This window comes from Bacillus sp. FSL H7-0578 (assembly GCF_038630855.1).
Taxonomy (GTDB): domain Bacteria; phylum Bacillota; class Bacilli; order Bacillales; family Bacillaceae; genus Bacillus; species Bacillus safensis.
Window position 1 is genome coordinate 645,935 of record NZ_CP152045.1, and the last position, 25,956, is coordinate 671,890.

Below are 25,956 nucleotides of genomic sequence, written 5' to 3' on the forward strand. Positions count from 1 at the left end.
CTTGCAGCCAACCACACGTATCAGAAACTGGATGAAAGAGCATAAGGAGGAAGCCGTGACGCTTCTTCAGCAAATGGTGCAATGTGACAGCACACAAGGAAATGAGCAAGAAGTACAGCAAATCGTAGCAAATAAACTTTCTGCCATTGGCTTTGATGTTGACATGTGGGACATTGGCGGAGATGACTTGCTGAACCATCCGTATTTTTATTCCCCGAGGCGTTCCTTTAACGGAAGTCCCAATGTCGCTGGACGATTGAAAGGTAAAGGAGGCGGCAAATCTATTTTATTAAATGGGCATGTGGATGTTGTCCCGGCAGGAGATCACAAACAATGGACATATCCGCCCTACAGCGGGCATATCATAAACGGGAGACTTTATGGACGCGGGGCAACAGATATGAAAGGTGGAAACGTTTCTTTACTCTTTGCACTTGAGGCACTGCATGCGCTTCAGATTCCGCTGAAGGGAGATGTTGTGTTTCATAGTGTTGTCGAAGAAGAGAGCGGCGGTGCAGGCACCCTTGCAGCCATACTAAGAGGATATACCGCAGATGCAGCCATCATTCCAGAGCCAAGTCATATGAAAATCTTTCCGATTCAGCAGGGATCTAAATGGTTCAGACTGCATATTAAAGGAAGGGCTGCTCATGGCGGAACAAGATATCACGGCGTTTCTGCTATTGAAAAGAGCACGATTGTCCTTTCACATATAGCGGCACTTGAAGAAGAAAGAAATCAGCGAATCACCGAGCCGCTGTTTCAGCATATCCCAATCCCGATCCCAATCAATATCGGGAAAATTCAAGGCGGTGATTGGCCATCCTCTGTAGCAGACCTTGTCACAATGGAAGGCAGGCTCGGGGTGATGCCCGGTGAAACGGTAGAACAGGCAGAGAAGGAATTAGAAAATTGGATGGCAGGACTCGGAGAAAAAGATGAATGGTTCCAAGAGCATCCTGTTGAGGTCGAATGGTTTGGTGCAAGATGGCTTCCGGGTTCAATCGATACAGATCATCCGCTTTTAGGTTTATTGAAGGAACAATATGAAGCGGTCATGAAGCAGCCGCCGAAAATCGAAGCCGCCCCTTGGGGAACTGACGGCGGATTACTGTCACAAGCTGCAGGTATTCCGATCATCGTGTTTGGACCGGGAACAACGGAGCTTGCCCATTTTCCGAATGAATCCATTGACATTGAGCATGTGATTGAAGCAGCTGAAATTATTGCAGGGACAATGGTCGAATGGTGTGAAGCAGTGGAATGAGATGAAAATGATCACAAAAAAGAAGGCTGCCTTACTCAGCCTTCTCTTTATGTGTGTCCTGCTGCTCACACATATATGTCACTGGACAAAAACGAAGAATGCCAGACCCCAGTTTCATACCGCCAAACATGATGCTAAAAAGCAGCATTTTACTCCATGGTTTTCTAGCATATAAGGATCCAGCCACAGTACATATTGTCATTCCGCAGGCAATTCTAATGAGCGCTTCCATTAAGCCGAGATTAGGTTTCATTGAAGGTGAATCTCCTTTTTTAAATTATTTTAAGTGTGATTTCAAGAAATTGTAACGTTTCATTAATGCGTAACGTAGTTCGTTATGTTACGATAGGGCTAATACAAATGAAGGAGAGTATGTGAATGTCCGAACGTACTTTTAATTGGAGAAACAATGACATCCGCACACAAATCGATGTAGTCGACTCAAAAATAGTTCCAACACTCCTTTTAACGAATGGACTCGTGCTTAACCCGTTTTTGAAGCAATGGGTGAAGGCAAATATTTGGATACATGATGATCGAATTGTTTATGTCGGAGCAGAGCTTCCTCAAAATAAATCAGCTAAACGTGTGATTGATTGTGAAGGGAAATACATTGTGCCTGGGTATATAGAGCCTCACGCGCATCCGTTCCATATTTATAATCCCCAATCACTTGCAGAATATGTGTCTCAATTTGGCACAACAACGATGGTCAGCGATAACTTATTTCTTCTTTTGCAAAGCAATGAAAAGAAAGCGCTTTCCACCCTATGTGAATTAAAAAAGCAGCCATTTCAGTATTTCTGGTGGTCCAGATACGATCTTCAAACGGAAGTCAGATATGAAGATGAGATGCTGCCAGTCAACTACCGGAAGGAATGGATTGATCATCCTGACGTCCTCCAAGGCGGCGAATTAACAAGCTGGCCAAGATTGATGGACGGTGATGATCTCATTTTATATTGCATGCAAGAAACAAAGAAGCAGAGAAAACGAATTGAAGGGCATTTCCCTGGAGCTTCTGAGAAAACGCTAACAAAAATGAAGCTGTTTGGCGCGGACAGTGATCATGAAGCGATGAATGCCGACGATGTGTTAAAACGCTTGTCCCTTGGCTATCATGTTTCATTGCGGCATTCTTCCATCCGCCCAGATTTAGTGAACATTTTAAGAGAACTGCATGAGCGTGACTTTAGACACTATGATCACTTTTTCTATACAACAGATGGTGCTGCCCCTCACTTTTATGAGGAAGGCATGATTAACCGTTTGATTTCGATTGCCCTTGAAGAAGGCGTGCCGATCATTGATGCGTATAATATGGCGACATTTAACATTGCAAAATACTATCAAATTGATGATTTATTAGGCGTTGTTGGCCCAGGCCGGCTGGCTTCTTTGAATATTTTAGATGATCCAATGAACCCAAATCCTGAAACGGTCATATCTAAAGGGGTTATTCTCAAATTAGATGGCGAGAACCAGCATCAATTCCAAGAAACAAAATGGGAAAATGGCGGGCTTCTTCCATTAGATTTAAGCTACGACCTCACGATGAGTGATTTGCAATTCTCTATGCCGCTAGGTGTGAAGATGAGAAATGCTGTCATCATGGAGCCTTATACAGTGGAAATTGATAACTCAATCAACCAGCTGTCATGTGACCATGATCAAAGCTTCTTTAGCCTGATTGACCGAAAAGGTGAGTGGCGTGTGAATACGATGCTAAAAGGGTTCGCAAATAAAGTGCAGGGCTTTGTCAGCTCATTTTCGCTCACGGGTGATATTTTAGTGATCGGGAAAAATAAAGAAGATATGATGCTGGCACATAAGCGGATGAAAGAAATTGGCGGGGGAATCGTACTCACAGAGAACGGGAAAATTTTGCACGAAATCCCGCTGCAATTATCCGGCTGTGCATCGGCTGAACCGTTTGAAACTGTTCTTCAGCAGGAACAAACATTACGCGAGCTGCTCATTGAGCGCGGCTATCCATTTGACTGCCCAATTGATACACTTGTCTTTTTCCAAAGTACACATTTGCCGTATATTCGAGTGACACCAAGAGGAATATTTGATGTCATGAAAAAAACTGTACTCTTTCCGTCTATAATGCGTTAAAATATAACAGAGTGGAGCTGTATCATCTTTGCTGCATTTCTGACTGCTGTTATAGGGCAGAAGTGAGCCATGGTTCTCTTCACTGCCATGTAAGTGATCATGATCTTATGTGGAGCTGTTGACAAAGCAGAGGGCTTTGACATGACGAATGAAGTACTCTAATTGTAAAATGAATTTGCCGGTTACGCTGACCGGCCAACATATTTTGAATAACCCGAGCAAGGCGGGGCGCATATTTGTGGTCTCGCCGAGCTTTCCGTAAAGCCTGTATATGAGGGCAGAAGACCTAACCAAGCAGAAGTCATCTTTATACCGGAAGCAAACAAGTTTGTCAGATTGTCATACAAGGAAAATGACAGAACTTGTCGAATTTGTTTACGATAAAGAAGCTTCGGCTTACGAAAGAACCTGACGGCATTTTCAGCGTAGAACCAAACCTGTCATGATCTGTTCAAAGCTCATTGCTGAGGTTTTAAAAAAATTAGTCAGGAAAGATACCGCTTTCTTAGAAGAAGATCGTGCGAAGCGGTGTGGCAATAGTAAAGGAGAAGATGTATTAAGATGCAAATTGATAAATTAAGGGGCAAAAGCTTAGATCAGTTATTCAACTCCATCTTATCCCTTAAAGACCTGGAAGAATGTTATCGATTCTTTGATGATTTATGTACCATCAATGAAATCCAATCTTTATCACAGCGTCTTGAAGTAGCGCGTATGCTTCGTGAGGGAAACACGTATCATAAAATTGAGACGGAAACAGGTGCAAGCACTGCAACCATCTCACGTGTCAAACGCTGCTTGAACTATGGCAACGATGCCTATACGATGGCACTTGACCGCGTAGCAGAACAGCAGGAAAATAACGAAACAAAATAAAGCAGCTTTCACTGTAAACAATCCTTTTTACGAAAAATGGACTTGTTTGCAGTTTTTTTATGAAAAGGCGGGCAGGGGCTGATAAAGTGTCCCTGTTTTTTTACTTTAGCTCGCCCATCAACCATCTTTCTCCTTCATAGGAGATGCCGTCTTCGCTTGAGATGATTTTCTTAAATCCTACTGTTTGCAAACTTAGTACGCGATTGATTAAAAATATTAACAAAAAAGGCGCGTTTCCGCACCTTTTCGAGCTAGACAGATGGCTGTGTGCCTGAGAACATCGGCACTTCGCTTGTCTCGCCATTCTCTTGTCTAAAAATAATATGTTTTTCATTAAAATGAATAGGCGATTCTAGACCCGCAGCTGCGGATAAATTAAACAAACCTTCTCTAAGAGAGAGGATATAATTGCACACTCGGTATTTTTTTTCTTCAATCGATAAACCCTTTTGCAGCTTTGGATCAGTCGTGGCGACCCCGACCGGGCATTTATTCGTGTGGCAGACTTGGGCGCGAATGCATCCGACTGAAAACATGAGACCTCTGGCAATATTCACAAAGTCAGCTCCCATTGAAAGGGCAATCGCAATTTTATCAGGAGAGAGAAGCTTGCCAGAAGCAAAGAGCTTCACCTGATGTCTGACACCGTATTCTTTCAATATTTGATGAACCATTGGGAGCGCCGTGAAAATCGGCAGCCCTGCGGAATCCGCCAATTCATGAAAGGACGCCCCTGTACCGCCTTCTCCGCCATCCACTGTAATGAAATCAGGGTGTTTCCCGCTTTTTTTCATATAGCTGGCGAGCTCTTCAATATTTTCTTTATGTCCGACAACAAGTTTGATTCCAACTGGCTTTCCTCCTATACTCCGCAGCTGTTCAATGAAATCAAACATGTCAGGAATGGAGTGGAACATCTCAAAGCGGTTTGGGCTGTCAATGGATTGGTGAGGCGGCAATTTACGGATATTCGCTATTTCTTCCGTCACCTTTTCGCCGTCAATATGACCGCCGCGTGTTTTTGCTCCTTGTGCCAGCTTGAGTTCAAAGGCTTTGACTTCCTCGTGTTCGCTTTTTTTCTTGAATTCTTCAAAGGAAAATGAGCCATCCTCTGTTCTAACGCCAAATAAACCAGGCCCAATCTGGCAAATAATATCTGCGCCGCCTTTGAGGTGATAGGGAGAAAGCCCGCCTTCACCTGTGTTCATCCACGTCCCGCCGGCCATTTTTAATCCTGAGGATAGAGCTGTAATCGCCCTGTCGCCTAAGGAGCCGTAGCTCATGGCAGATTGACCGATCAGTCCTTTCACATGGAAAGGCTTTTGACATGTGTGTTCGCCAATGACTTGTACATCCTCTTGATGGAGAAAGTAAGGATTTGCTTCGACTTCTTTGACATGTTCACTTCTTCGCAGTAAATTGTCTTGATCAATCTGATACACTTTTGTTTTGATTTTTTCAGATTGATCGATTCGTAGTTCATTTCGCTGCTTTGGAAACAGGACGTTTCGAATATAATAGCCTGGCTTGTCAAAATCACGTTTTGATCCAAAGCCCATCGTCCGGCTTTTGTACTTCCCAGACATGACCGCCTGCTCGTATTCTCTTCTTGAGAAGGGCAGCTCCTCTCGGTCATTCAGAAACAGATATTGGCGAAGCTCAGGTCCTATTTTTTCAAAGATAAACCGCAGCTTTCCAATGACCGGATAATTTCGCAGAACTGAATGTTCTTCTTGTTTTTCATCCCTCATCCAAATCCAGATCAATAGAATGATTGGGATGATCAAACAAATGACTAGCAATGCGCCGATGACAATTAAGGTTGTTGTCACGAAGATCCCCTCTTTTCTCTTTCATTGCTGTTGTTATTCCACTTTTTAATGAAAGAGAAACCACATCAGCATATTGTGACGTTTAGAAATGAAAAGGCGGGGTAACTTACAAATAAGATCATAAGGGGAGGGAACATACATGAATAAGCGTCCAAATGCGTATGTACTTGCAGGATTAGGGGTTGGAGGAGCTGTGTTATTAGCGGTAAAAAATAAACAGCATCTGAAAAAATGGGCAAGCATGTTCCGGTCAGATGAAAAGGTTCCTGAAAAAGCCGGCCACCCAGATCCATTAGATATCCAAGACAACAAGATGGTCGACGAAGGGGCCATGACATCCGTCCATTATTTTAATGAAGTGAGACAATAATTTGAAAAAACCGTTTTGAAAGATCAAAACGGTTTTTTTCTTGTGATGTTATAGCGAAGAGGATCGAAAATAGTAAAACCGATCAGCTCATTGTGATCAGGTGTTGAGAATTGGAATTCAACGCCTGACAGTTGATAGGTTGAGAGAATTTCCTGATCCGTCAAACGTAAAGAAAGCTCATCCTCATAAACCGGTGTGTTCCGCAGCACTTTGGATTCTTCTGAAAATAACTCCAAGCCAGCCACTCGGCCCTCTTGGTCGATATCTACATTGACACATTCATTGACATCTAATTCAATGGTTTTTTTGATTTTCATATGCTTCGCTTGCGGGGTGATATAGATGTATCCGATGTCTATATTTTGTTCATATGTAATCGTTCTTTTCAACTGAGTCACCTCTGCTTAATAGATGGTTTTTAAATCTATAGTAAAATATTCCTTTATTGTATAATAGTATGTGACAAAGTGCCAAAATAACAACCTCTTTCAGCTCCTCTTCTAGTGGATTTTTTATCTATTCTCCAGCAATTTTATGTAAAGTCACGATCACCCATTTTCAAAAGAATGAAACTTTTAGCTAAAGGAGGTTACCCATTTTTTGCGGCCTTTGATTTTGTTATAATATTTAAATGGAATGAAACGAATGGAGGAACGTTTTTCATGTATGATGTTACCGAGTGGAAGCATGTCTTTAAACTCGATCCAAATAAAGAAATTTCCGATGAACAGCTAGAAGCGATTTGCGAATCTGGGACGGATGCCATATTGATTGGCGGAAGTGATCATGTGACAGAGGACAACGTGCTTCAATTGATGTCAAAGGTCCGCCGGTTTCTAGTGCCATGTGTGCTCGAAATCTCCACACATGAGATGATTGTGCCTGGCTTTGATCTGTATTTCATCCCGACCGTTTTAAACAGCTCTCATCCTGACTGGATTGTTGGGCTGCATAAGGACGCAATGAAGGAATTCGGTGATTTGATGTCAATGGAAGAGATTGTGCCTGAAGGTTATGTCATCTTAAATGAAGATTGTAAAGCGGCCAAGCTCACAGAGGCAAATACAGCGCTGGATATCGATGACGTCAGGGCATATGCAAGAGTGGCAGAGCATTTGATGAAGCTGCCCGTTTTTTATCTGGAATATAGTGGAACGCTTGGAGACATAGAGCTTGTCAAAGAAACAAAAGCAGTGCTTGATGAAACAGTTCTTTTTTATGGCGGCGGCATCGAGAACGCTAAGCAGGCAAAAGACTTCTCCCAGCATACAGACGTCGTGGTTGTAGGAAACGTCATTTATGACAATTTCAAAGAAGCATTAAAGACAGTGGAGGCAGTCAAAAAGTCATCATAGTCAAATAAGACGAAACGGGTTAAAATAGAACATAAGTTCGAATTGGCGGTGAATGGAATGAATGAAATATCGAATCATCTATTAGAAGGGCTGAATGACGCACAGAAAGAAGCAGTCAAAGCAACAGACGGTCCTTTATTGTTGATGGCAGGAGCAGGAAGCGGGAAGACACGGGTGCTCACACATCGAATTGCCTACTTAATGGCAGAAAAGCATGTGGCTCCGTGGAACATTTTAGCGATTACATTTACAAATAAAGCAGCACGTGAAATGCGTGAACGTGTCCATGCTATTTTAGGGCCTGGCGCAGATGACATCTGGATCTCTACGTTCCACAGCATGTGTGTCCGTATTTTAAGACGTGATATTGACCGCATTGGTGTGAATCGCAACTTCTCTATTTTAGACACATCTGACCAGCTTTCAGTTATTAAAAACATTTTAAAAGAACGGAATATCGATCCTAAAAAGTTTGACCCGCGCAGCATTTTAGGTTCCATCAGCAGTGCAAAAAACGAACTCATTGACGCAGAGGAATACGCCAAAACAGCTGGTGATTTCTATGATCAAGTGGTCAGCGATGTCTATACAGATTATCAAAAGCGTTTACTCAAAAACCAATCACTCGACTTTGATGATTTAATTATGATGACAATTCGTCTGTTTGAGCGCATTCCTGAAGTATTAGAGCACTATCAGCGGAAATTCCAATACATTCATGTAGATGAGTATCAGGATACGAACAGAGCACAGTACATGCTTGTGAAACTGCTCGCGCAGCGCTTTCAAAATATATGTGTTGTCGGTGATTCGGATCAGTCTATTTATCGCTGGCGCGGAGCGGATATTACAAACATTCTCTCCTTTGAAAAAGATTATCCATCCAGTGAAGTGATTCTGCTTGAGCAAAATTACAGATCGACGAAACGCATTTTGCATGCCGCAAATACGGTCATTCAAAACAATGCAAACCGGAAGCCGAAAAATCTTTGGACAGAAAATGATGAAGGAGCGAAGATTGCCTATTATCGTGCAGATAATGAATTTGGTGAAGGACAATTTGTCGCAGGAAAGATTCGTCAGCTTCATCAGAGCGGAAAGCGCAAATTATCCGATTTTGCGATCCTTTACCGGACAAATGCCCAGTCTCGTGTCATAGAGGAAACGTTAATGAAAGCCAACATTCAATACAACATTGTCGGCGGCACGAAGTTCTATGACAGAAAAGAGATCAAAGACATTTTGGCATACTTACGCCTAGTGGCAAACCCAGATGACGATATTAGTTTTGCGCGAATTGTCAACGTACCAAAGCGCGGAATCGGGGCGACATCTGTTGATAAAATTGCAGCATATGCGGAGATGAATGACCTGTCTATGTTTGAAGCACTTGGTCAGGTGGATTTCATTGGACTGAGTGCACGGGCAGCCAATGCGCTTGATGAGTTCAAACAGCTCATTGATCAAATGACGAACATGCAGGATTATTTATCTGTCACTGAATTAACAGAAGAAATTCTAGAGAAAACAGGCTATCGTGAAGCGCTGAAGCTTGAAAAAACGATTGAAGCACAAAGCCGCTTAGAAAATATTGACGAGTTTCTATCCGTCACTAAGAACTTTGAAGAACAAAATGAAGACAAGTCACTTGTGACCTTCCTGACAGATCTCGCCCTCGTCGCAGACATTGATAAGCTGGATGAGAATGAAGAAGAAGATCAGGATGCCGTCATCTTAATGACACTTCACGCCGCAAAAGGTCTAGAATTCCCTGTTGTTTTCTTAATGGGAATGGAGGAGGGTGTCTTCCCGCACAGCCGTTCATTAATGGAAGATGCAGAGATGGAAGAAGAGCGCCGCCTCGCTTATGTAGGCATCACACGGGCTGAAGAAGAGCTTTATTTATCAAGTGCAAAAATGAGAACACTTTTCGGCCGGACAAACATGAACCTTGAATCAAGATTCATTCGAGAAATACCAGCCGATTTATTGGACAACCTAAATGAGAAAAAAGAAACAAAAACACCGTTTGGTCAAACAAGAGAAAGACCGCAAAGACGGGGACCTGTCTCACGTCCGCAAACACAAACGATTCAAAACACAGGCGGCGGCAGTATTGGCTGGGCTGTGGGCGATAAAGCGGCCCATAAAAAATGGGGCGTTGGTACGGTTGTGAGTGTGAAAGGCAGCGGAGACAGCACAGAGCTTGATATTGCGTTCCCAAGCCCTACAGGCATTAAGCGTCTTCTCGCAGCATTTGCACCAATCGAGAAGCAATAAACTGATAGGACAAAACGGATGAATTGAAAGGAAGAAGCAGATGGATAAAGAAGCAGCGAAACGCCGGATCGAGGAACTGCACCAGATTTTGAATCAATACAACTACGAATATCATACACTTGATCGTCCAAGTGTTCCTGACGCTGAATATGATGCGCGGATGCGTGAGCTGATCTCTCTGGAGGAAGAACACCCTGACTTAAAAGCAGCGGATTCTCCTTCACAAAGAGTAGGCGGCGCTGTTTTAGACGCCTTCCAAAAAGTGCGTCACGGCACACCGATGCTCAGCCTTGGGAATGCGTTTAATGAACAGGACCTTCTTGATTTTGACCGCCGGGTTCGTCAAGCAGTCGGTGACGATATCGCATACAATGTCGAGCTGAAAATTGATGGACTCGCTGTTTCTCTCCGTTATGAAAATGGCGTGTTTGTCCGAGGAGCGACACGCGGAGATGGAACAACGGGGGAGGATATTACTGAAAACCTCAAAACGATTCGTTCCATCCCGCTAAAAATCAAACGCCCTCTGTCGATTGAAGTGAGAGGCGAGGCATTTATGCCAAAACCTTCTTTTGAAGCATTAAATGAAAAAAGAATACAAAACGAAGAAGAGCCGTTTGCAAACCCGCGTAATGCGGCTGCAGGTTCACTTCGTCAGCTTGATACGAAAATTGCAGCGAAACGAAACCTTGATATATTCGTCTACAGTATAGCGGAGCTTGATGAAATTGGTGTTGAAACGCAAAGCGCAGGACTTGATCTTCTCGACGAACTTGGCTTTAAAACAAACAAAGAAAGACGGATGTGCCAAACGATCGAAGAAGTCATCGACCTTATTGAAACATTAAAAGTAAAGCGTGCCGATTTTTCATATGAAATCGATGGAATTGTCATTAAAGTCGATTCACTGGCTCAGCAGGAAGAACTCGGCTTTACAGCAAAAAGCCCGCGCTGGGCGGTTGCGTACAAGTTTCCAGCTGAAGAGGTCGTAACGAAGCTGCTTGATATTGAACTAAGCGTCGGGCGAACAGGCGTGATTACACCAACAGCGATTCTTGAGCCTGTCAAAGTAGCAGGGACGACAGTGCAGCGTGCATCGCTTCATAATGAAGATTTGATCAAAGAAAAGGATATTCGCTATTTTGATCAGGTGATTGTGAAAAAAGCCGGCGATATTATTCCTGAAGTCGCAGGTGTCCTTGTCGATCAGCGTACAGGCGAAGAAAAGCCGTTTCACATGCCAACTGAATGTCCAGAGTGTTATAGTGAGCTGGTGCGAATCGAAGGAGAAGTGGCCTTGCGATGCATCAATCCAGAATGTCCTGCCCAAATACGTGAGGGTCTCATTCACTTCGTTTCCCGTAATGCAATGAATATTGATGGGCTTGGCGAGCGGGTCATTACACAGCTCTTCAAGGAACAGCTCGTTTCTCGTGTGTCAGACCTTTACCGATTAACAAAAGAAGAGCTGATTCAGCTTGAACGAATGGGCGAAAAATCTGTCGACAATTTACTGCGTTCGATTGAGCAGTCGAAAGAAAACTCTCTTGAGCGTTTACTATTTGGACTCGGCATTCGATTTATTGGTTCAAAGGCGGCTAAGACCTTGGCGATGCATTTCGAAAACATCGATCAATTAAAGCAAGCAACGAAAGAACAATTACTTGAAGTCGACGAAATTGGTGAAAAAATGGCTGATGCCGTCGTCACGTACTTTGAGAAAGAAGAAATACTTGATCTGCTGAACGAACTAAAAGAGCTTGGAGTCAATATGACCTATACAGGGCCAAAGCCGGTAAAAGCAGAAGAAAGTGATTCCTATTTTGCAGGAAAAACCATTGTGCTGACAGGAAAGTTAGAAGAAATGGCTCGAAACGATGCAAAAGCAGCGATCGAAGCATTAGGCGGCAAGCTGGCAGGCAGTGTGAGTAAAAAAACAGATCTAGTCATTGCCGGAGAAGCAGCGGGGAGTAAGCTGACAAAGGCAGAAGAACTCAATATTGAAATTTGGGACGAAGCTAAAATGCTCGAGGAGCTAAAGAAATAAGAGGAGTGTTTTCTATTGAAAAAGTTGTTATTGCTGCTGACAATGCTCACACTGGTATTGTCAGCGTGTGCACCTTTTGGGGGAAAGGAAGAGGAAGAGGTCACACAAAAAACGGATGAAACGAAGGAAACAAAGGAAACAGCCATCATCCCGATGTACAATATCTCAGACTCCTATTACAAAATGGTGCTGCCGTTTAAACAAGGAGCTGCGAGAGGTTTAACAGCGGAGCGTCTCAACACACGCTTGGACATTGATGAATTTGAAACAGGACTCATGCGCCTCGCAACAGAGTCATTTAATACAAACGACTATCTTTTCCAAGAAGGACAGCATTTAGATGAGGACACCGTTCTCAGCTGGCTGGCACGCAAAAAAACAGGCAGTGATCTAAAAAAGGCAGAAAAAGAAGATAAAGACTTTAAGAATCTAGGCTTAAATCCTGCTCTTCCAAACTCAGGTTCAACAAAGTCTAAAAATGAAAATAGTCCTATCTACTTAGCTTCGATGCTAGAGCATAATTACTTAATTCGAAAAGACAAAAACAGCTTACAGCTTGGCGGAGTTGTCATTGGTCTTGCACTGAACTCTGTTTATTATTACCGTGAAAAGATCGGTGACCCGCAGCAAGAGGTGACCATCGATTCATCGAAAAATTCAAAGAAACTTTTGGCAGAGGGTGAAAAAATCGCTGAACAAGTGGTTAAGCGCATTCGTCAAATGGACGGACTGCAAAAAGTGCCTGTCATGATTGCCCTTTATAAGCAAGCACCAAAATCATCTATCGTTCCAGGCAACTTTATCGCCAAAACGGATGTGAAAGCAGGCTCTGCTGATATCGGAAATTGGGATACGCTCAATGAGGAGAATGTATTCTTCCCTTCAGATAATGCGAAAAGCAGCTACAAAGATGATTCAGAGCGATTTGACCGCTTCAAGACAAAGGTCGAAGACTACTTCCCGAATTACACTGGTGTTGTAGGAAAAGGCTTTTACAAAAACGGCAACCTGCAAAAAATGAAAATCGAAATTCCAATGCAGTTCTATGGAAAAACGGAAGTTGTAGCCTTCACACAATATTTAACGGGTGAAGTCATGGATTATTACAAGAGTACCAATATTGAAATCAACATCACATCTTCTGATCAACAAGAAGCCCTGATCACGAAAAATGCTGAAGACAAAGAACCGACTGTTCATATATATGACTAAATAAGAGGGATTTCCAAACTCTTGTCAAAATATTAGTAGAAACCAAGAAGAAAGGCAGGTATGTTGATGCTCGTATAATGCTGATTACCGTCAAGAACATTTAAAAAGACGATAAAGGAGAATCAGCATGCATAAAGAAGTAAAAGCACGATACGATGAACAGAAAGTCTTAAAGAAAGCGGCTCACTTGTATAAATTTCAGCTTGACCAAGTCACATTTCTAGCCGATGCAGAAAATTATGTGTATGAATATAAGGCAATGAATGGGGAGAATTATATATTAAAAATCACCCATACCATTCGTCGTTCACCCACATATATTTTAGGAGAAATGGACTGGATTCGATTCCTGTCTCATCATGGTATTTCCGTAGCAAAGCCGATTTCATCAGCAAGAGGAAAAGACGTTGAAACCATTCCTGATCAAGCCGGAGGCGCATTTTTACTCCGTGTGTATGAAAAAGCACCGGGGAGAAAAGTGAATGAAGGAGATTGGAATGGGGAGCTGTTTGAAGCGTTAGGGTCCTATACAGGACGAATGCATCAAATAACAAAACGATATCAAGTAAAAGATCCTCTTTATAAGCGTCAAGAGTGGTATGAAGAGGATCAATTAAAGCTTGATCAATATATTCCGTCTGATCAAACGGTTGTTTTGCGAAGAAAAGATGAACTGATGCAAAAGCTTCACCAGCTCCGAATTTCGAAGGATGTGTATGGGCTGGTGCATGCCGATTTGCATCACGGGAACTTCCATTATCATCAAGGAGAGATTATCGCATTCGATTTTGATGATATTGGATATCACTGGTTTATCAATGATATTAGTATTTTGCTATACAATGTTCTTTGGTATCCAGTGATTCCATATGATGATAAAGCTGAATTTACGGCAGAATTTATGAGTCATTTTTTAAAAGGCTATCGACAGGAGAATGAGCTTGATGACGCGTGGCTGGCAACAATCCCTGATTTTCTCATGCTGCGTCATATGCTTATTTATGGGCTTTTACATCAAGCATTTGATCTCCAAACAATGACTTCTGACCAAAAAGCCATGCTGTCATGTTTTCGAAAGGAAATTGAGCAAAAAACACCAATTACTCCTTTTGACTTTCAACAGCTGGCCCGATAAAAGAAACCCCTTGCTGTGTCAAACAGCAAGGGGTTTTTTATGACTACACCGTATCACACTTCACGCCAACGACGCCTTCTAGATCTTTAATATCAAAGTACACATCGGTTGTATAGCGGTCTTTATGCACTCGTACACGTACTTCCATGATCGGATAGTCCTTTTCTTTTAAATCATCAATTCGTACAGAATGAATGCGGATATTGAGGGCTTTCATTTCTTTTAAAATATCGGTCATGCGGTTTCGGTCAGAAAGAGACATTCTGATGCGGATTTCTTTTTCCTGCAGACGAATCGGTCCGATCCGCTGGAAGAGCCATGGCAGGAATTCGACACTAATGAGAATAAAGAAAAGACTGAGGAAGGCTTCTTTATAAAATCCTGCACCTGTTGCAACCCCAAGTCCTGCTGCTCCCCATATCATCGCAGAAGTCGTGAGTCCTGAGATGACATCATTGCTTTTTCGAAGAATCACACCTGCTCCAATAAAACCAACACCAGATATAATTTGCGCCGGTAACCTGAGTGGGTCCATTTGAAGCTTAGAGACTCGAGGGAAATTGTAGGCTGCATCAATGCTGATGATGGTTAAGACGCAGGAGCTGACAGCAATGACAATACACGTTTTTAAGCCGAGGGGCTTTTTCTTCAGCTCTCGTTCAAGCCCGATAATCAGACCGATTAAGGTGGCCACGGCTAATTTTAAGACTGTATCCCATTCAATTGTCCAAAACATGCGTATCGCTCCTTTCACTTCATGTACGTTTCACAACATGTATATGATCTTCTCACAGCCCATATGGCTGCACAACTCTTATTTTATTCAGTTTCTGAAGAAAGAAAAGCTTTTTATTTTATTTAAAAAGAGAGTCATCCGCATAGGGCAGATGACTCTTCAATTCTTTATTTTGTTTCTTCTTCAAGATGATCTTCCATTTTGTGAAATAGCTGTTTTGATGCTTTTGACGGCTTACTTGTCAATAAGCTCACAATAATGGCAGCTAATCCACTAAGGGTAAAGCCTGGAATCATTTCATAAATACCTGTGGCATGGTTGAGGCCTGTTGTAATCCATGTCAGAACCACAACTGCACCAACGATCATTCCAACTAGGGCACCGTGATGATTCATTCGTTTCCAGTATAGGCAAAGCAAGATGACTGGACCAAATGAAGAACCAAATCCTGCCCAAGCATAACCGACAAGGTCAAGAATGGTGTCACTTGGGTTAAGTGAAAGGCAGAGAGCAATCACAGCGACAACGAGTACAGACATCCGGCCAATCATGACGAGCTCTTTGTCTGATGCTGTTTTTCTAAAGAACGTTCTGTATAGATCTTCTGTCATGGCACTTGCTGTGACAAGCAGCTGAGACGAAATTGAACTCATAATCGCAGCTAAAATGGCAGAAAGTAAAAATCCAGTGATATATGGATGGAACAATACTTTAGAAAAAACGATAAAGATGGTTTCAGGATCAGCAAGATTCATACCCGTTTCATGAACATAGGCAACACCCACTAAACCGACAGACAGTGATCCAATCACTGAAATAATCATCCAGCTCATTCCAATTCGGCGTGCTGGTTTTAAATCTTTAACAGACGTAATGGCCATAAAGCGCACGATAATATGCGGCTGTCCAAAGTAACCTAGTCCCCAGGCAAGGAAGGAAATAATGCCAATGACGCTCGTTCCTCTAAAAATATCAAGCAATTTAGGGTCAATCTGTTGAATATCTTGGAATGTAGCAACAGGTCCGCCTAATTGTGTAAAGGCAACGATCGGCACGAGCACTAATGCTAAAAACATGATAGCTCCTTGGACAAAGTCCGTTAAGCTCACTGCCAAAAATCCGCCGAACAATGTATACAAAATGACAATACTTGACGTCAAAATCAGTCCAAACATGTAGTGAGCACCGAATGCTGACTCAAATAAACGTCCGCCTGATACCATCCCAGACGATGTATACAGCGTAAAGAAAATTAAAATGATGACGGCTGAAACAGCTTTTAATAAAGCAGATGATCCTTTGAATCGTTTATCAAAGAAATCAGGAATCGTAATCGCATCATCCGCAATCTCTGTATAAGAACGTAAACGAGGTGCAAGAATGAGGTAGTTCAAGTAAGCACCAACGATTAAACCAATCGCAAGCCAGGCTGTCGATAAACCTGTTTTATACATCTCACCTGGCACACCCATCAGCATCCATCCGCTCATGTCCGCAGCACCTGCTGAAAGGGCTGTAACGAATGGGCCAAGCCCGCGTCCGCCAAGCATATAATCATTTAAATCATGTGTTTTCCTGAATGCGTACCAGCCAATGGCAAGCATCCCGATAAAATAAATAGATAAGGAAATTGTAACTTCAATACTCATTTTGTGTTCTCACCTTTTTCGTATTAATTTGACATCACCTCAATCAAAATATACAGAAGAGCGATGGCAGCTTTTTTGCTTGACTGTCCCGCTCACTGCTATGGTTACTTAACCTAACAGAGTATTCCCAAGTGATCAACCTGCCTAAACCTCTTCATTTTGAAGAAAAAATGGACAGATCGGTGATAAGAACCAGTATGTAAGCGATTACAAAAATAAACAAAAGTAAAAATTTTCTGAAAAATAAAAAGTCACCTGATGAATATTTCATTTATTGGTTTGATAAGAAGACGTTTTAAAGAAAACGAACCTTTCACCGCACCTTCGTAAAGTTGCTTTAGAACAGTAAAATTTGATATGATAAAGTGTATATGACTTATGATCATGACCACGAGTACGCATCATTTTTGGAGGTGAACCTGCATGTCAAGAATTTCAATAGAAGAAGTCAAGCACGTTGCCCATTTAGCAAGGCTTGCGATTACAGAAGAAGAAGCTGAGATGTTTACAGAACAGCTTGATAGCATCATTTCATTTGCAGAGCAGTTAAACGAGGTAGATACGGAAAACGTTGAACCTACTACACACGTATTAAAAATGAAAAACGTCATGAGAGAAGATGTTCCGAATAAAGGTCTTTCCATTGAGGCAGTCGTCAAAAACGCGCCTGATCATAAAGACGGTTATATTCGTGTGCCATCAATTTTGGACTAAAGGAGGCCCGAGACATGTCACTGTTTGATCACAAAATTTCTGAATTAAAAGAGCTTTTACATAAAAAGGAACTGTCTGTTTCTGATTTAGTGGACGAGTCTTATAAACGAATCAATGAAGTAGACGGGAAAGTACAAGCATTCCTTGCACTGGACGAAGAAAAAGCACGTGCGTATGCAAAGGAATTGGACGAGGCAGTTGGTGAAAAGGACGAGCTTGGCCTATTGTTCGGTATGCCGATCGGTGTGAAAGATAACATTGTTACAAAGGATTTGCGTACAACAGCTTCAAGTAAAATCCTGCAAAACTTTGATCCGATTTATGATGCAACCGTTGTGAACCGCTTAAGAGACGCAGAAGCAGTCACAATCGGTAAATTAAATATGGACGAATTCGCAATGGGATCTTCTACGGAGAACTCAGGCTACAAAGCGACGAAAAACCCATGGAATTTAAACACCGTTCCAGGCGGATCAAGCGGTGGATCAGCAGCTTCTGTTGCAGCAGGTGAAGTACCGTTCTCACTTGGTTCAGATACTGGCGGTTCTATTCGTCAGCCGGCATCTTTCTGCGGGGTTGTCGGTCTTAAGCCGACATATGGCCGTGTATCCAGATACGGATTAATCGCATTTGCTTCATCATTAGACCAAATTGGTCCGATTACACGTAATGTAGAGGACAACGCATATGTTCTTCAAGCAATTGCAGGTGTCGATCAAATGGACGCAACAAGCGCAAATGTCGATGTCCCAGATTTTCTTTCTTCATTAACTGGCGACATCAAAGGCTTGAAAATTGCTGTGCCGAAAGAATACCTTGGCGAAGGTGTTGGCGAGGAAGCAAAAGAATCTGTTCTTCAAGCGTTAAAAGTATTAGAAGGACTTGGTGCTTCGTGGGAAGAAGTGTCTCTTCCGCATTCTAAATACGCGCTTGCGACTTACTACTTACTGTCTTCTTCAGAAGCATCTGCAAACCTTGCACGTTTTGACGGCATCCGCTATGGCTACCGTACAGATAATGCAGACAACCTGATTGATTTATACAAAAATACTCGTTCTGAAGGCTTCGGAGACGAAGTTAAGCGCCGCATCATGCTGGGTACATTCGCGCTAAGCTCAGGATATTACGATGCGTACTATAAAAAAGCGCAAAAAGTCCGTACATTGATCAAAAAAGACTTTGAAGATGTTTTCGAAAAGTATGATGTCATTGTAGGACCAACAACGCCGACTCCTGCATTTAACATTGGTGAAAAGACAAGCGACCCGCTAACCATGTATGCAAACGATATTTTAACGATCCCTGTTAACCTTGCAGGCGTTCCAGGAATCAGTGTGCCTTGTGGGTTTGCAAATGGCCTTCCGTTAGGACTGCAAATCATCGGCAAGCACTTTGACGAAGGAACAGTGTACCGCGTGGCTCACGCTTTTGAGCAAGCAACAGATCATCATAAAGCAAAACCTGAACTGTAAGGGGTGAATCAGAATGAACTTTGAAACGGTAATTGGACTTGAAGTCCACGTAGAGCTAAAAACACAATCGAAAATTTTCTCAAGCTCGCCGACACCTTTTGGTGCAGCTGCCAACACGCAAACAAGTGTCATCGACCTTGGATATCCTGGCGTACTGCCTGTACTGAACAAAGAAGCGGTGAACTTTGCGATGAAAGCGGCCATGGCGCTGAACTGTGAAATCGCAACAGATACAAAATTTGACCGTAAAAACTACTTCTATCCTGATAACCCAAAGGCGTATCAAATTTCTCAATTTGATAAACCGATCGGTGAAAACGGCTGGATTGAAATTGAAGTAGAAGGCAAAACAAAACGAATCGGTATTACGCGTCTCCATTTGGAAGAGGATGCAGGGAAACTGACGCACACAGGCGACGGTTACTCACTCGTCGATTTCAACCGTCAAGGCACACCGCTTGTTGAAATCGTATCTGAGCCAGACATTCGCACGCCAGAAGAAGCGTATGCTTACTTAGAAAAATTAAAATCCATTATTCAATATACAGGCGTTTCTGACTGTAAGATGGAAGAAGGCTCACTTCGCTGTGATGCCAATATTTCTCTTCGCCCAATCGGCCGTGAAGAGTTTGGTACAAAGACAGAGCTCAAAAACTTGAACTCATTCGCTTTCGTACAAAAAGGCCTTGAATTCGAAGAGAAGCGTCAAGAGCAAGTATTGCTTTCTGGCGGCTTGATCGAACAGGAAACCCGCCGTTATGACGAAGCGTCTAAAAAGACGATCCTGATGCGTGTCAAAGAGGGATCTGATGATTACCGCTACTTCCCAGAACCGGATTTGGTGGAACTGTACATTGATGACGAGTGGAAAGAACGTGTAAGAGCATCGATCCCAGAGCTTCCAGACGAGCGCCGCAAACGCTATATCGATGAGCTTGGACTCCCTGCATACGATGCAATGGTACTCACGCTGACGAAAGAAATGTCTGATTTCTTTGAAGCGACCATTTCAGAAGGTGCAGAAGTGAAGCAAGCATCGAACTGGCTCATGGGTGAAGTATCTGCTTACTTAAACTCTGCTCAAAAAGAGCTGGACGATACAAAGCTAACGCCGCAAGGACTTGCTGGCATGATCAAGCTTATTGAAAAAGGAACAATTTCCTCTAAGATTGCGAAAAAGGTATTCAAAGAGCTCATTGAAAATGGAGGAGATGCAGAAACAATCGTCAAAGAAAAAGGACTTGTCCAAATTTCTGACGAAGGTGCACTGCTCAAACTTGTCACAGAAGCACTTGATAACAACCCGCAATCCATTGAAGACTTTAAAAATGGTAAAGACCGCGCGATTGGTTTCTTAGTCGGACAAATCATGAAAGCATCGAAGGGCCAAGCTAACCCGCCGATGGTGAACAAGATTCTCCTTGAAGAAATCAAAAAACGCTAAATCGCAAAAAACCGCCTGATGAAACAGGCGGTTTTTTTGCTTGAAATGACAGGGTCTTAACATAGATTCAGACCACCGCCGTATATCAATTTAGAGAATCTTTTCTTATAATGAAGCATAAGCGAAAGTGCACATTCGAAGGGGGAAAGGTGAGCTAAATCGAAAAACAGCACGACATGTTACTGAAGAAACAGCTTCAATTGCTCCACTGCTCTTAGAACAGCAGGCTCCTCACACTTTTCTAAATTCGTCAGCATTCCTTGGATGACTGGCTTACGAGGTTCAGCTTTTGCCAGCTCTTCTTCAATCACTTCAATGGATATAACGGTATCATCTGAAAGCAGATGCTCAAGCTTTAACAAGCGAAGCTCCTCTTGAAGGGAAGCAGCACTCGGCGCTTCATCATCCCAAATGCTTTGCTTCAAAATCGGCTTCGTCTGAGAACGAAGCAAGCCGTGAACCAGATCATCAAACCGTTCGAGTATAAAGGATGAGAGCTCATCAAATGATAATTTCATTTGATCCTGTAAAAGCAGAACCTGCACATATGATTGGATAATTCCTTGAATCATGACTGACAGGTCAGTTATATACGGTTCGATTTCCTGTCCATAAGTGGTCAAGATGGAAATTTGAATTTCATCGTTCATTTGCTTTTTCACAGTTTTTGAATACTTTTTAATCTGCTGGTTTTCCGGAATAATGTTCTCGCTGAGGATCAGAATGATAAAATCCTTGTTCTCAGCAAAATGCTGAAACTGTTCAGCGATTTGTTTCTGAAAGATCTCTCTCGGCGCGAGATGCTGATTCTCTTTTCGAATCATTTCGATAGTTTGCATCGAAGTGTCGATATAATATTCAAACGCTCGGTTGAAAAGCTGTTCTTTTGATTTGAAATGTAAATAAAATGCGCCTTTTGATATTCCGCATTCATCTGCAATTTCCTGAATGGTCGTAGAAGAAAAACCCTTTTTCGCAAACAATTGGATGCTTGCTTTAATGATTTTTTCTTTTTTTTCGTTCATGAAATAAGGCCCCTTCAGCTTTAGAATGTTACGTCAAACGCAAGTGAAATGGTTGACGGCATTGTATATCACCGTTTATTATGATATAGAATGACCAGTCAGTCAATACATAAAGGAAAATGGAGGATATAATGAATTCGATCATCAATTTTGTATTAAAGAATAAGTTCGCTGTATGGCTCATGACGATTATCGTAACAGTTGCTGGTCTATATGCCGGATTGAATATGAAACAAGAATCAATCCCTAATATCAACACGCCAGTCATTACGGTTTCTACAACGTACCCTGGCGCAACGCCGGACGAAGTATCAGATAAGGTGACAGATCCAATTGAAAAATCGATTCAAAACCTCAATGGGGTCAGCGTGGTCACTTCTAATTCATTTGAAAATGCATCATCCATTCAAATCGAGTACGATTACAACAAAGACATGGATGAAGCAAAAAAGGAAATTGAAGATGCGATTAGCAATATCGATTTCCCTGAAAATGCAGAAAAACCTAAAATCGCACGCTTTAGTATTAATGCGATTCCAATCCTAGCTCTTAGTGTCTCTGGTGATAAAGAATCATTACAAGACCTTACACAAAAAGTAGAAAATGATCTCGTTCCTTCACTTCAAGGATTAGACGGTGTCTCTTCTGTCGAAACTTCAGGACAGCAAATCAAAGAAGTAGAATTTTCGTTTAAACAAAAGAAATTGAAAGAATACGGTCTAGATGAAGATACCGTCCAAAACATGATCAAAGGCTCTGATGTGAATGTACCATTAGGTCTATACACATTTGGCAACAAACAAAAATCAGTTGTCGTGGACGGCAATATTTTAAGCGTCAAAGATTTGAAAAACATGCGTATTCCAGTCACACCAAGTGCAGGCGGCGGTGCGGGAAGCGCTGGAGCTGGAGCACCTTCTAACGGCTCAGAAAACCCAGGTGCGCAAGGTGCGGAGCAGCAGGCTGGAAGTGCAAGTCAGCAGCAAGCAGGTGCAGCAAGCAGTCAATCTGTAGAGCTGCCGACGATCAAGCTATCTGAGATAGCAGATATTAAAGTCGTAAAAGATGCAGAATCGATCTCTAGAACAAACGGAAAAGACAGTATCGGTCTGCAAATTGTTAAAGGTTCTGATGCCAACACAGTGAGTGTAGCAGAAGAAGTGACAAAAGAGCTTGAGAAATTTAAAAAAGACAACAAAGGCATCAAAGTAAGTACCACATATGATCAAGCAGGACCGATTAAAGAGTCTGTCAGCACAATGCTGAACAAGGCGATCATCGGAGCAATCTTTGCGATCATTATCATTATGTTGTTCCTTCGAGATATCAAATCAACATTAATTTCGGTCATTTCCATTCCGTTATCTCTGTTGATTGCTGTTTTATTATTAAATCAGCTGGATATTACATTAAATATCATGACACTTGGTGCCATGACCGTCGCCATTGGGCGTGTTGTCGATGACTCGATAGTGGTCATAGAAAACATCTATCGACGAATGGCATTAAAGGATGAACCATTAAAAGGCAAGGCACTCGTCAGAGAAGCCACAAAAGAAATGTTTATCCCGATTATGTCTTCGACCATTGTGACAATTGCAGTATTCTTACCGTTAGCATTAGTAGGTGGAATGATTGGTGAACTATTCATCCCATTTGCCCTAACGATTGTGTTTGCGTTACTTGCTTCACTGCTTGTCGCCATTACAATTGTTCCAATGATGGCACACAGTCTATTTAAAAAGAATCTCTACGGCACAGCGAAAAAAGTAAAAGAACATAAACCAAGCAAACTTGCTGGCGGTTATAGACGTGTACTTAATTGGACACTCAACCATAAATGGATCACATCAGGAATTGCCATTCTTATGCTTGTCGGAAGCTTATTCTTAGCACCACTTGTCGGTGTCAGCTTCTTACCACAGGAAGCAGAGAAAACGGCCATGGTGACATACACGCCAGAGCCTGGACAAACGAGAGAGCAAGCAATTGATGAAACGAAAAAAGCTGAAGATTATTTGATGAAACGTGATCATGTCAATACAGTTCAGTATTCACTAGGCTCTTCAAATGCCATGACAGCAAGTGTTGGCGGTAACTCTAACGGTGCATTATTCTTCGTACAATATGATGATGACACGCCAAACTTTGATAAAGAAAAAGACCGCGTGGTCAAAGCTCTGCAAGATAAAGCATCTAAAGGGGAATGGAAATCACAAGACTTCTCATCTGCTGGTGCAAGCAATACGGTGACGTACTATGTGTACGGGGATAAAGCAAGTGATATTGAAGGCACAGTAAAAGATGTTGAGAACATCTTAAAAGATGAGAAAAACCTGAAAAATGTCAGCACAAGCTTATCTGAGAAATACGACGAATATACGTTTAATGCAGATCAAGAAAAACTAGCGAAACTAGGTCTAACTGCTTCACAAATCGCTCAAGCGATTGCACCTCAAAATAGTGAAACAACACTGACGAAAGTCACAGAGGACGGCAAAGAACTTGATGTGAAGCTTCAAACGGAAAAAGATGAATATAAGAGCAAAAAAGATTTAGAAAATAAAAAGATCACCACACCAACAGGGCAAGAAGTCCGTATTGGTGATGTCGTCAAAGTAAAAGATGGTACGACAGCAAATACGGTGACAAAACGTGATGGGAAAATCTACGCAGAAGTGTCTGGTGACATGACAACAGACGACGTCTCAAGTGTAACGCAGGATGTTCAGAAGAAAGTCGACAAGCTTGATCTAAAATCTGGCGTAACGATTGACACAGGCGGCGTAAGTGCGGATATTGAGGAATCCTTTACACAGCTTGGCCTTGCAATGCTTGCAGCGATTGCCATTGTGTATCTCGTTCTCGTCATCACATTTGGCGGAGGACTTGCACCATTTGCGATTCTCTTCTCACTGCCATTTACGATTATTGGCGCACTGCTTGGATTGTTTATAGCAAAAGAAACCATCAGCTTAAATGCCATGATTGGATTGCTCATGCTGATCGGTATCGTTGTAACAAATGCCATTGTCTTGATTGACCGCGTGATTCATAAAGAAAAAGAAGGTCTCTCAACAAGAGAAGCATTACTTGAAGCTGGAACAACAAGATTACGCCCAATCTTAATGACGGCACTTGCGACGATCGGTGCACTGCTGCCACTCGCATTAGGATTTGAAGGCGGAAGCCAGATCGTATCAAAAGGACTTGGCGTAACCGTAATTGGCGGTTTAACAAGTTCTACACTTCTCACATTGGTCATCGTCCCAATCGTGTATGAAATGTTAAGCAAGTTTAGACGTAAGAAAAAGTACGCAGAAGAAGAATAAGAGGAAGCCCCGCTCATTGGCGGGGCTTTTTTTATTTTGAAATCTGACAAACAGCTTTTCTCATAAGCTCTTCAAATGCGTGGAAAAAGGCATCACGATCGACATGGTCAATCACTTGAATTGATTTTCCATCTGGATGCTCTTCGGTGCGTCCTTGCTTTGGCGTCTCGGTATAAACGATCGCATTAACTTCTTTCGAACGGGTAAATGATGTAGATGCAAGAGTAATTGTTGTCAGCACATCCCATAAGTAATACGTCGAGTTCGTTTCATGATGAATGAGCGGCGGGCAAAAGGCGTAGCACTGACCGATAAAATCTATTCCAATATGAGAACGAAGAGAAGCCCAGCGCTGACGTACATCAAGTGTAAGCGGGACTTGATTTGTACTTTCAAGTGCGACCATTTCAATAGGGAACGGTTCCTGAAAGACAGTGCTCACAGCATAAGGGTCCCAAAAGGCATTCCATTCTGCTGTCCCGTCATGCTCGGGTTCTTCAACATTGCCTTTTTCAAGGAACGTGCCGCCCATCCACACCAATTTCTCAATTTTATTAGAGATCGAAGGATCTTCTTCTAAAGCGCGTGCAAGATCTGTGAGCGGACCAGTAAAGAGCAGGGTGACAGGTTCTTTTGCCTTCTTAACCGTTTCAATCAGATGAAGGTGTGCTGGCAGCTTGGACACTTTTGTATCAACAGTGCCTTTTTCATTTAAAATTGGCAGAGCATCTACATAAAAAGCATGCATCCGCCACTCCTTCGGAAATGGATTGACGCCTCTAGAAGTTGAAGCAGCGACTTCCATTTCATAAGGGCTGAATCGATCAATGATTTTTTGAGATGCACTGAGAGCAGGCTCTAAATAACAATCAGCAGGAATCACAGACACTCCGATGACTTTCAGATGTTCCATTTGAAGGAGAAGAAATAAAGAGACGAGGTCATCAACACCGCCGTCATGATTAAAATAGACAGGCTTTTTCATCGCATATCATCCTTTACAGCGTTTTCTTTTATCTTATCAGAATGCTTTCTTGCTGCGGGAAATGTGGTAGGAGATTTCACATATTAGGTGGTTGTTTTGTTGCC

At 42.4% G+C, this 25,956-nt stretch carries 20 protein-coding genes; 13 read left to right on the top strand and 7 right to left on the bottom strand.

Features of this window, described 5'->3' with window-relative positions; genetic code table 11:
- Position 1: 1 nt before the first annotated feature.
- Positions 2-1,267 carry a peptidase gene (locus tag MHB41_RS03245; protein WP_340899223.1) on the top strand — a complete coding sequence of 422 codons (1,266 nt, stop codon included), beginning with the start codon at positions 2-4 and terminating at the stop codon, positions 1,265-1,267.
- Positions 1,268-1,298: 31 nt separating this feature from the next.
- Here MHB41_RS03245 and MHB41_RS03250 read toward each other — a convergent pair whose 3' ends face one another.
- A complete protein-coding gene (locus tag MHB41_RS03250; protein ID WP_024426689.1) occupies positions 1,299-1,520 on the bottom strand; it encodes a DUF2892 domain-containing protein in 222 nt (73 codons plus the stop codon).
- Positions 1,521-1,645: 125 nt separating this feature from the next.
- Here MHB41_RS03250 and MHB41_RS03255 point away from each other — a divergent pair, with 125 nt between their 5' ends.
- Positions 1,646-3,388: an adenine deaminase C-terminal domain-containing protein gene (locus tag MHB41_RS03255; RefSeq protein WP_252050220.1), complete on the top strand. Its 1,743-nt coding sequence runs from the start codon at positions 1,646-1,648 to the stop codon at positions 3,386-3,388.
- Positions 3,389-3,949: 561 nt separating this feature from the next.
- The gene (locus MHB41_RS03260) at positions 3,950-4,264 is read left to right on the top strand and encodes a YerC/YecD family TrpR-related protein (protein WP_024424524.1); all 315 of its coding nucleotides are present in this window, start codon (positions 3,950-3,952) and stop codon (positions 4,262-4,264) included.
- Between the two features lie 251 nt (positions 4,265-4,515).
- On the opposite strand, the gene MHB41_RS03265 is transcribed toward MHB41_RS03260, so the two are convergent.
- Complete coding sequence (locus tag MHB41_RS03265) at positions 4,516-6,096, bottom strand: FMN-binding glutamate synthase family protein (protein WP_061110524.1); 1,581 nt, start codon at positions 6,094-6,096, stop codon at positions 4,516-4,518.
- A 139-nt stretch (positions 6,097-6,235) separates the two neighbouring features.
- Between MHB41_RS03265 and MHB41_RS03270 the strand changes: the two genes are divergently transcribed.
- Positions 6,236-6,466, top strand: a complete 231-nt coding sequence (locus MHB41_RS03270) for a hypothetical protein (protein WP_017366762.1) — start codon at positions 6,236-6,238, stop codon at positions 6,464-6,466.
- 23 nt (positions 6,467-6,489) lie between these two features.
- Here the strand turns inward: MHB41_RS03270 and MHB41_RS03275 are convergent, their stop codons facing one another.
- Positions 6,490-6,855: a DUF2283 domain-containing protein gene (locus MHB41_RS03275; RefSeq protein ID WP_034282823.1), complete on the bottom strand. Its 366-nt coding sequence runs from the start codon at positions 6,853-6,855 to the stop codon at positions 6,490-6,492.
- Positions 6,856-7,128: 273 nt separating this feature from the next.
- Here MHB41_RS03275 and MHB41_RS03280 point away from each other — a divergent pair, with 273 nt between their 5' ends.
- The 5 genes from MHB41_RS03280 to MHB41_RS03300 all read left to right on the top strand — a co-directional run bounded on the left by MHB41_RS03280 (position 7,129) and on the right by MHB41_RS03300 (position 14,495).
- Positions 7,129-7,821: a heptaprenylglyceryl phosphate synthase gene (locus tag MHB41_RS03280; RefSeq protein WP_120208677.1), complete on the top strand. Its 693-nt coding sequence runs from the start codon at positions 7,129-7,131 to the stop codon at positions 7,819-7,821.
- A 57-nt stretch (positions 7,822-7,878) separates the two neighbouring features.
- Positions 7,879-10,101, top strand: coding sequence for a DNA helicase PcrA (gene pcrA / locus MHB41_RS03285; protein WP_120208675.1), 2,223 nt, complete (start codon positions 7,879-7,881; stop codon positions 10,099-10,101).
- A gap of 40 nt (positions 10,102-10,141) precedes the next feature.
- Positions 10,142-12,148 carry an NAD-dependent DNA ligase LigA gene (gene ligA / locus MHB41_RS03290; protein WP_176966838.1) on the top strand — a complete coding sequence of 669 codons (2,007 nt, stop codon included), beginning with the start codon at positions 10,142-10,144 and terminating at the stop codon, positions 12,146-12,148.
- A gap of 42 nt (positions 12,149-12,190) precedes the next feature.
- Positions 12,191-13,360 (top strand): CamS family sex pheromone protein, encoded by a 1,170-nt coding sequence (locus tag MHB41_RS03295; protein WP_231122822.1) that lies wholly within the window; start codon positions 12,191-12,193, stop codon positions 13,358-13,360.
- 127 nt (positions 13,361-13,487) lie between these two features.
- On the top strand, positions 13,488-14,495 hold the full coding sequence (locus MHB41_RS03300; RefSeq protein WP_061110523.1) for a phosphotransferase: 1,008 nt from the start codon (positions 13,488-13,490) through the stop codon (positions 14,493-14,495).
- Between the two features lie 43 nt (positions 14,496-14,538).
- Here MHB41_RS03300 and MHB41_RS03305 read toward each other — a convergent pair whose 3' ends face one another.
- A complete protein-coding gene (locus MHB41_RS03305; protein ID WP_169510856.1) occupies positions 14,539-15,237 on the bottom strand; it encodes an MgtC/SapB family protein in 699 nt (232 codons plus the stop codon).
- Positions 15,238-15,398: 161 nt separating this feature from the next.
- Positions 15,399-16,880, bottom strand: coding sequence for a sodium/proline symporter PutP (gene putP / locus MHB41_RS03310; RefSeq protein WP_034282812.1), 1,482 nt, complete (start codon positions 16,878-16,880; stop codon positions 15,399-15,401).
- Positions 16,881-17,303: 423 nt separating this feature from the next.
- Here putP and gatC point away from each other — a divergent pair, with 423 nt between their 5' ends.
- From gatC to gatB, 3 genes are read left to right on the top strand one after another with little or no spacing between them, the layout of a single operon-like run.
- Positions 17,304-17,594, top strand: coding sequence for an Asp-tRNA(Asn)/Glu-tRNA(Gln) amidotransferase subunit GatC (gene gatC / locus MHB41_RS03315; protein WP_024424549.1), 291 nt, complete (start codon positions 17,304-17,306; stop codon positions 17,592-17,594).
- A 14-nt stretch (positions 17,595-17,608) separates the two neighbouring features.
- Entirely contained in the window at positions 17,609-19,066 is a 1,458-nt protein-coding gene (gene gatA, locus MHB41_RS03320) for an Asp-tRNA(Asn)/Glu-tRNA(Gln) amidotransferase subunit GatA (RefSeq protein ID WP_024424550.1), read from the top strand.
- 13 nt (positions 19,067-19,079) lie between these two features.
- Positions 19,080-20,510, top strand: coding sequence for an Asp-tRNA(Asn)/Glu-tRNA(Gln) amidotransferase subunit GatB (gene gatB, locus MHB41_RS03325; RefSeq protein ID WP_061110522.1), 1,431 nt, complete (start codon positions 19,080-19,082; stop codon positions 20,508-20,510).
- 179 nt (positions 20,511-20,689) lie between these two features.
- Here gatB and MHB41_RS03330 read toward each other — a convergent pair whose 3' ends face one another.
- A complete protein-coding gene (locus MHB41_RS03330) occupies positions 20,690-21,535 on the bottom strand; it encodes a TetR/AcrR family transcriptional regulator (RefSeq protein WP_061110521.1) in 846 nt (281 codons plus the stop codon).
- Between the two features lie 131 nt (positions 21,536-21,666).
- On the opposite strand from MHB41_RS03330, the gene MHB41_RS03335 reads away from it, so the two are divergent.
- A complete protein-coding gene (locus tag MHB41_RS03335; protein WP_061110520.1) occupies positions 21,667-24,867 on the top strand; it encodes an efflux RND transporter permease subunit in 3,201 nt (1,066 codons plus the stop codon).
- A 31-nt stretch (positions 24,868-24,898) separates the two neighbouring features.
- Here the strand turns inward: MHB41_RS03335 and MHB41_RS03340 are convergent, their stop codons facing one another.
- Positions 24,899-25,852 carry a nucleoside hydrolase gene (locus tag MHB41_RS03340; protein ID WP_144496724.1) on the bottom strand — a complete coding sequence of 318 codons (954 nt, stop codon included), beginning with the start codon at positions 25,850-25,852 and terminating at the stop codon, positions 24,899-24,901.
- Positions 25,853-25,956: the final 104 nt, after the last annotated feature.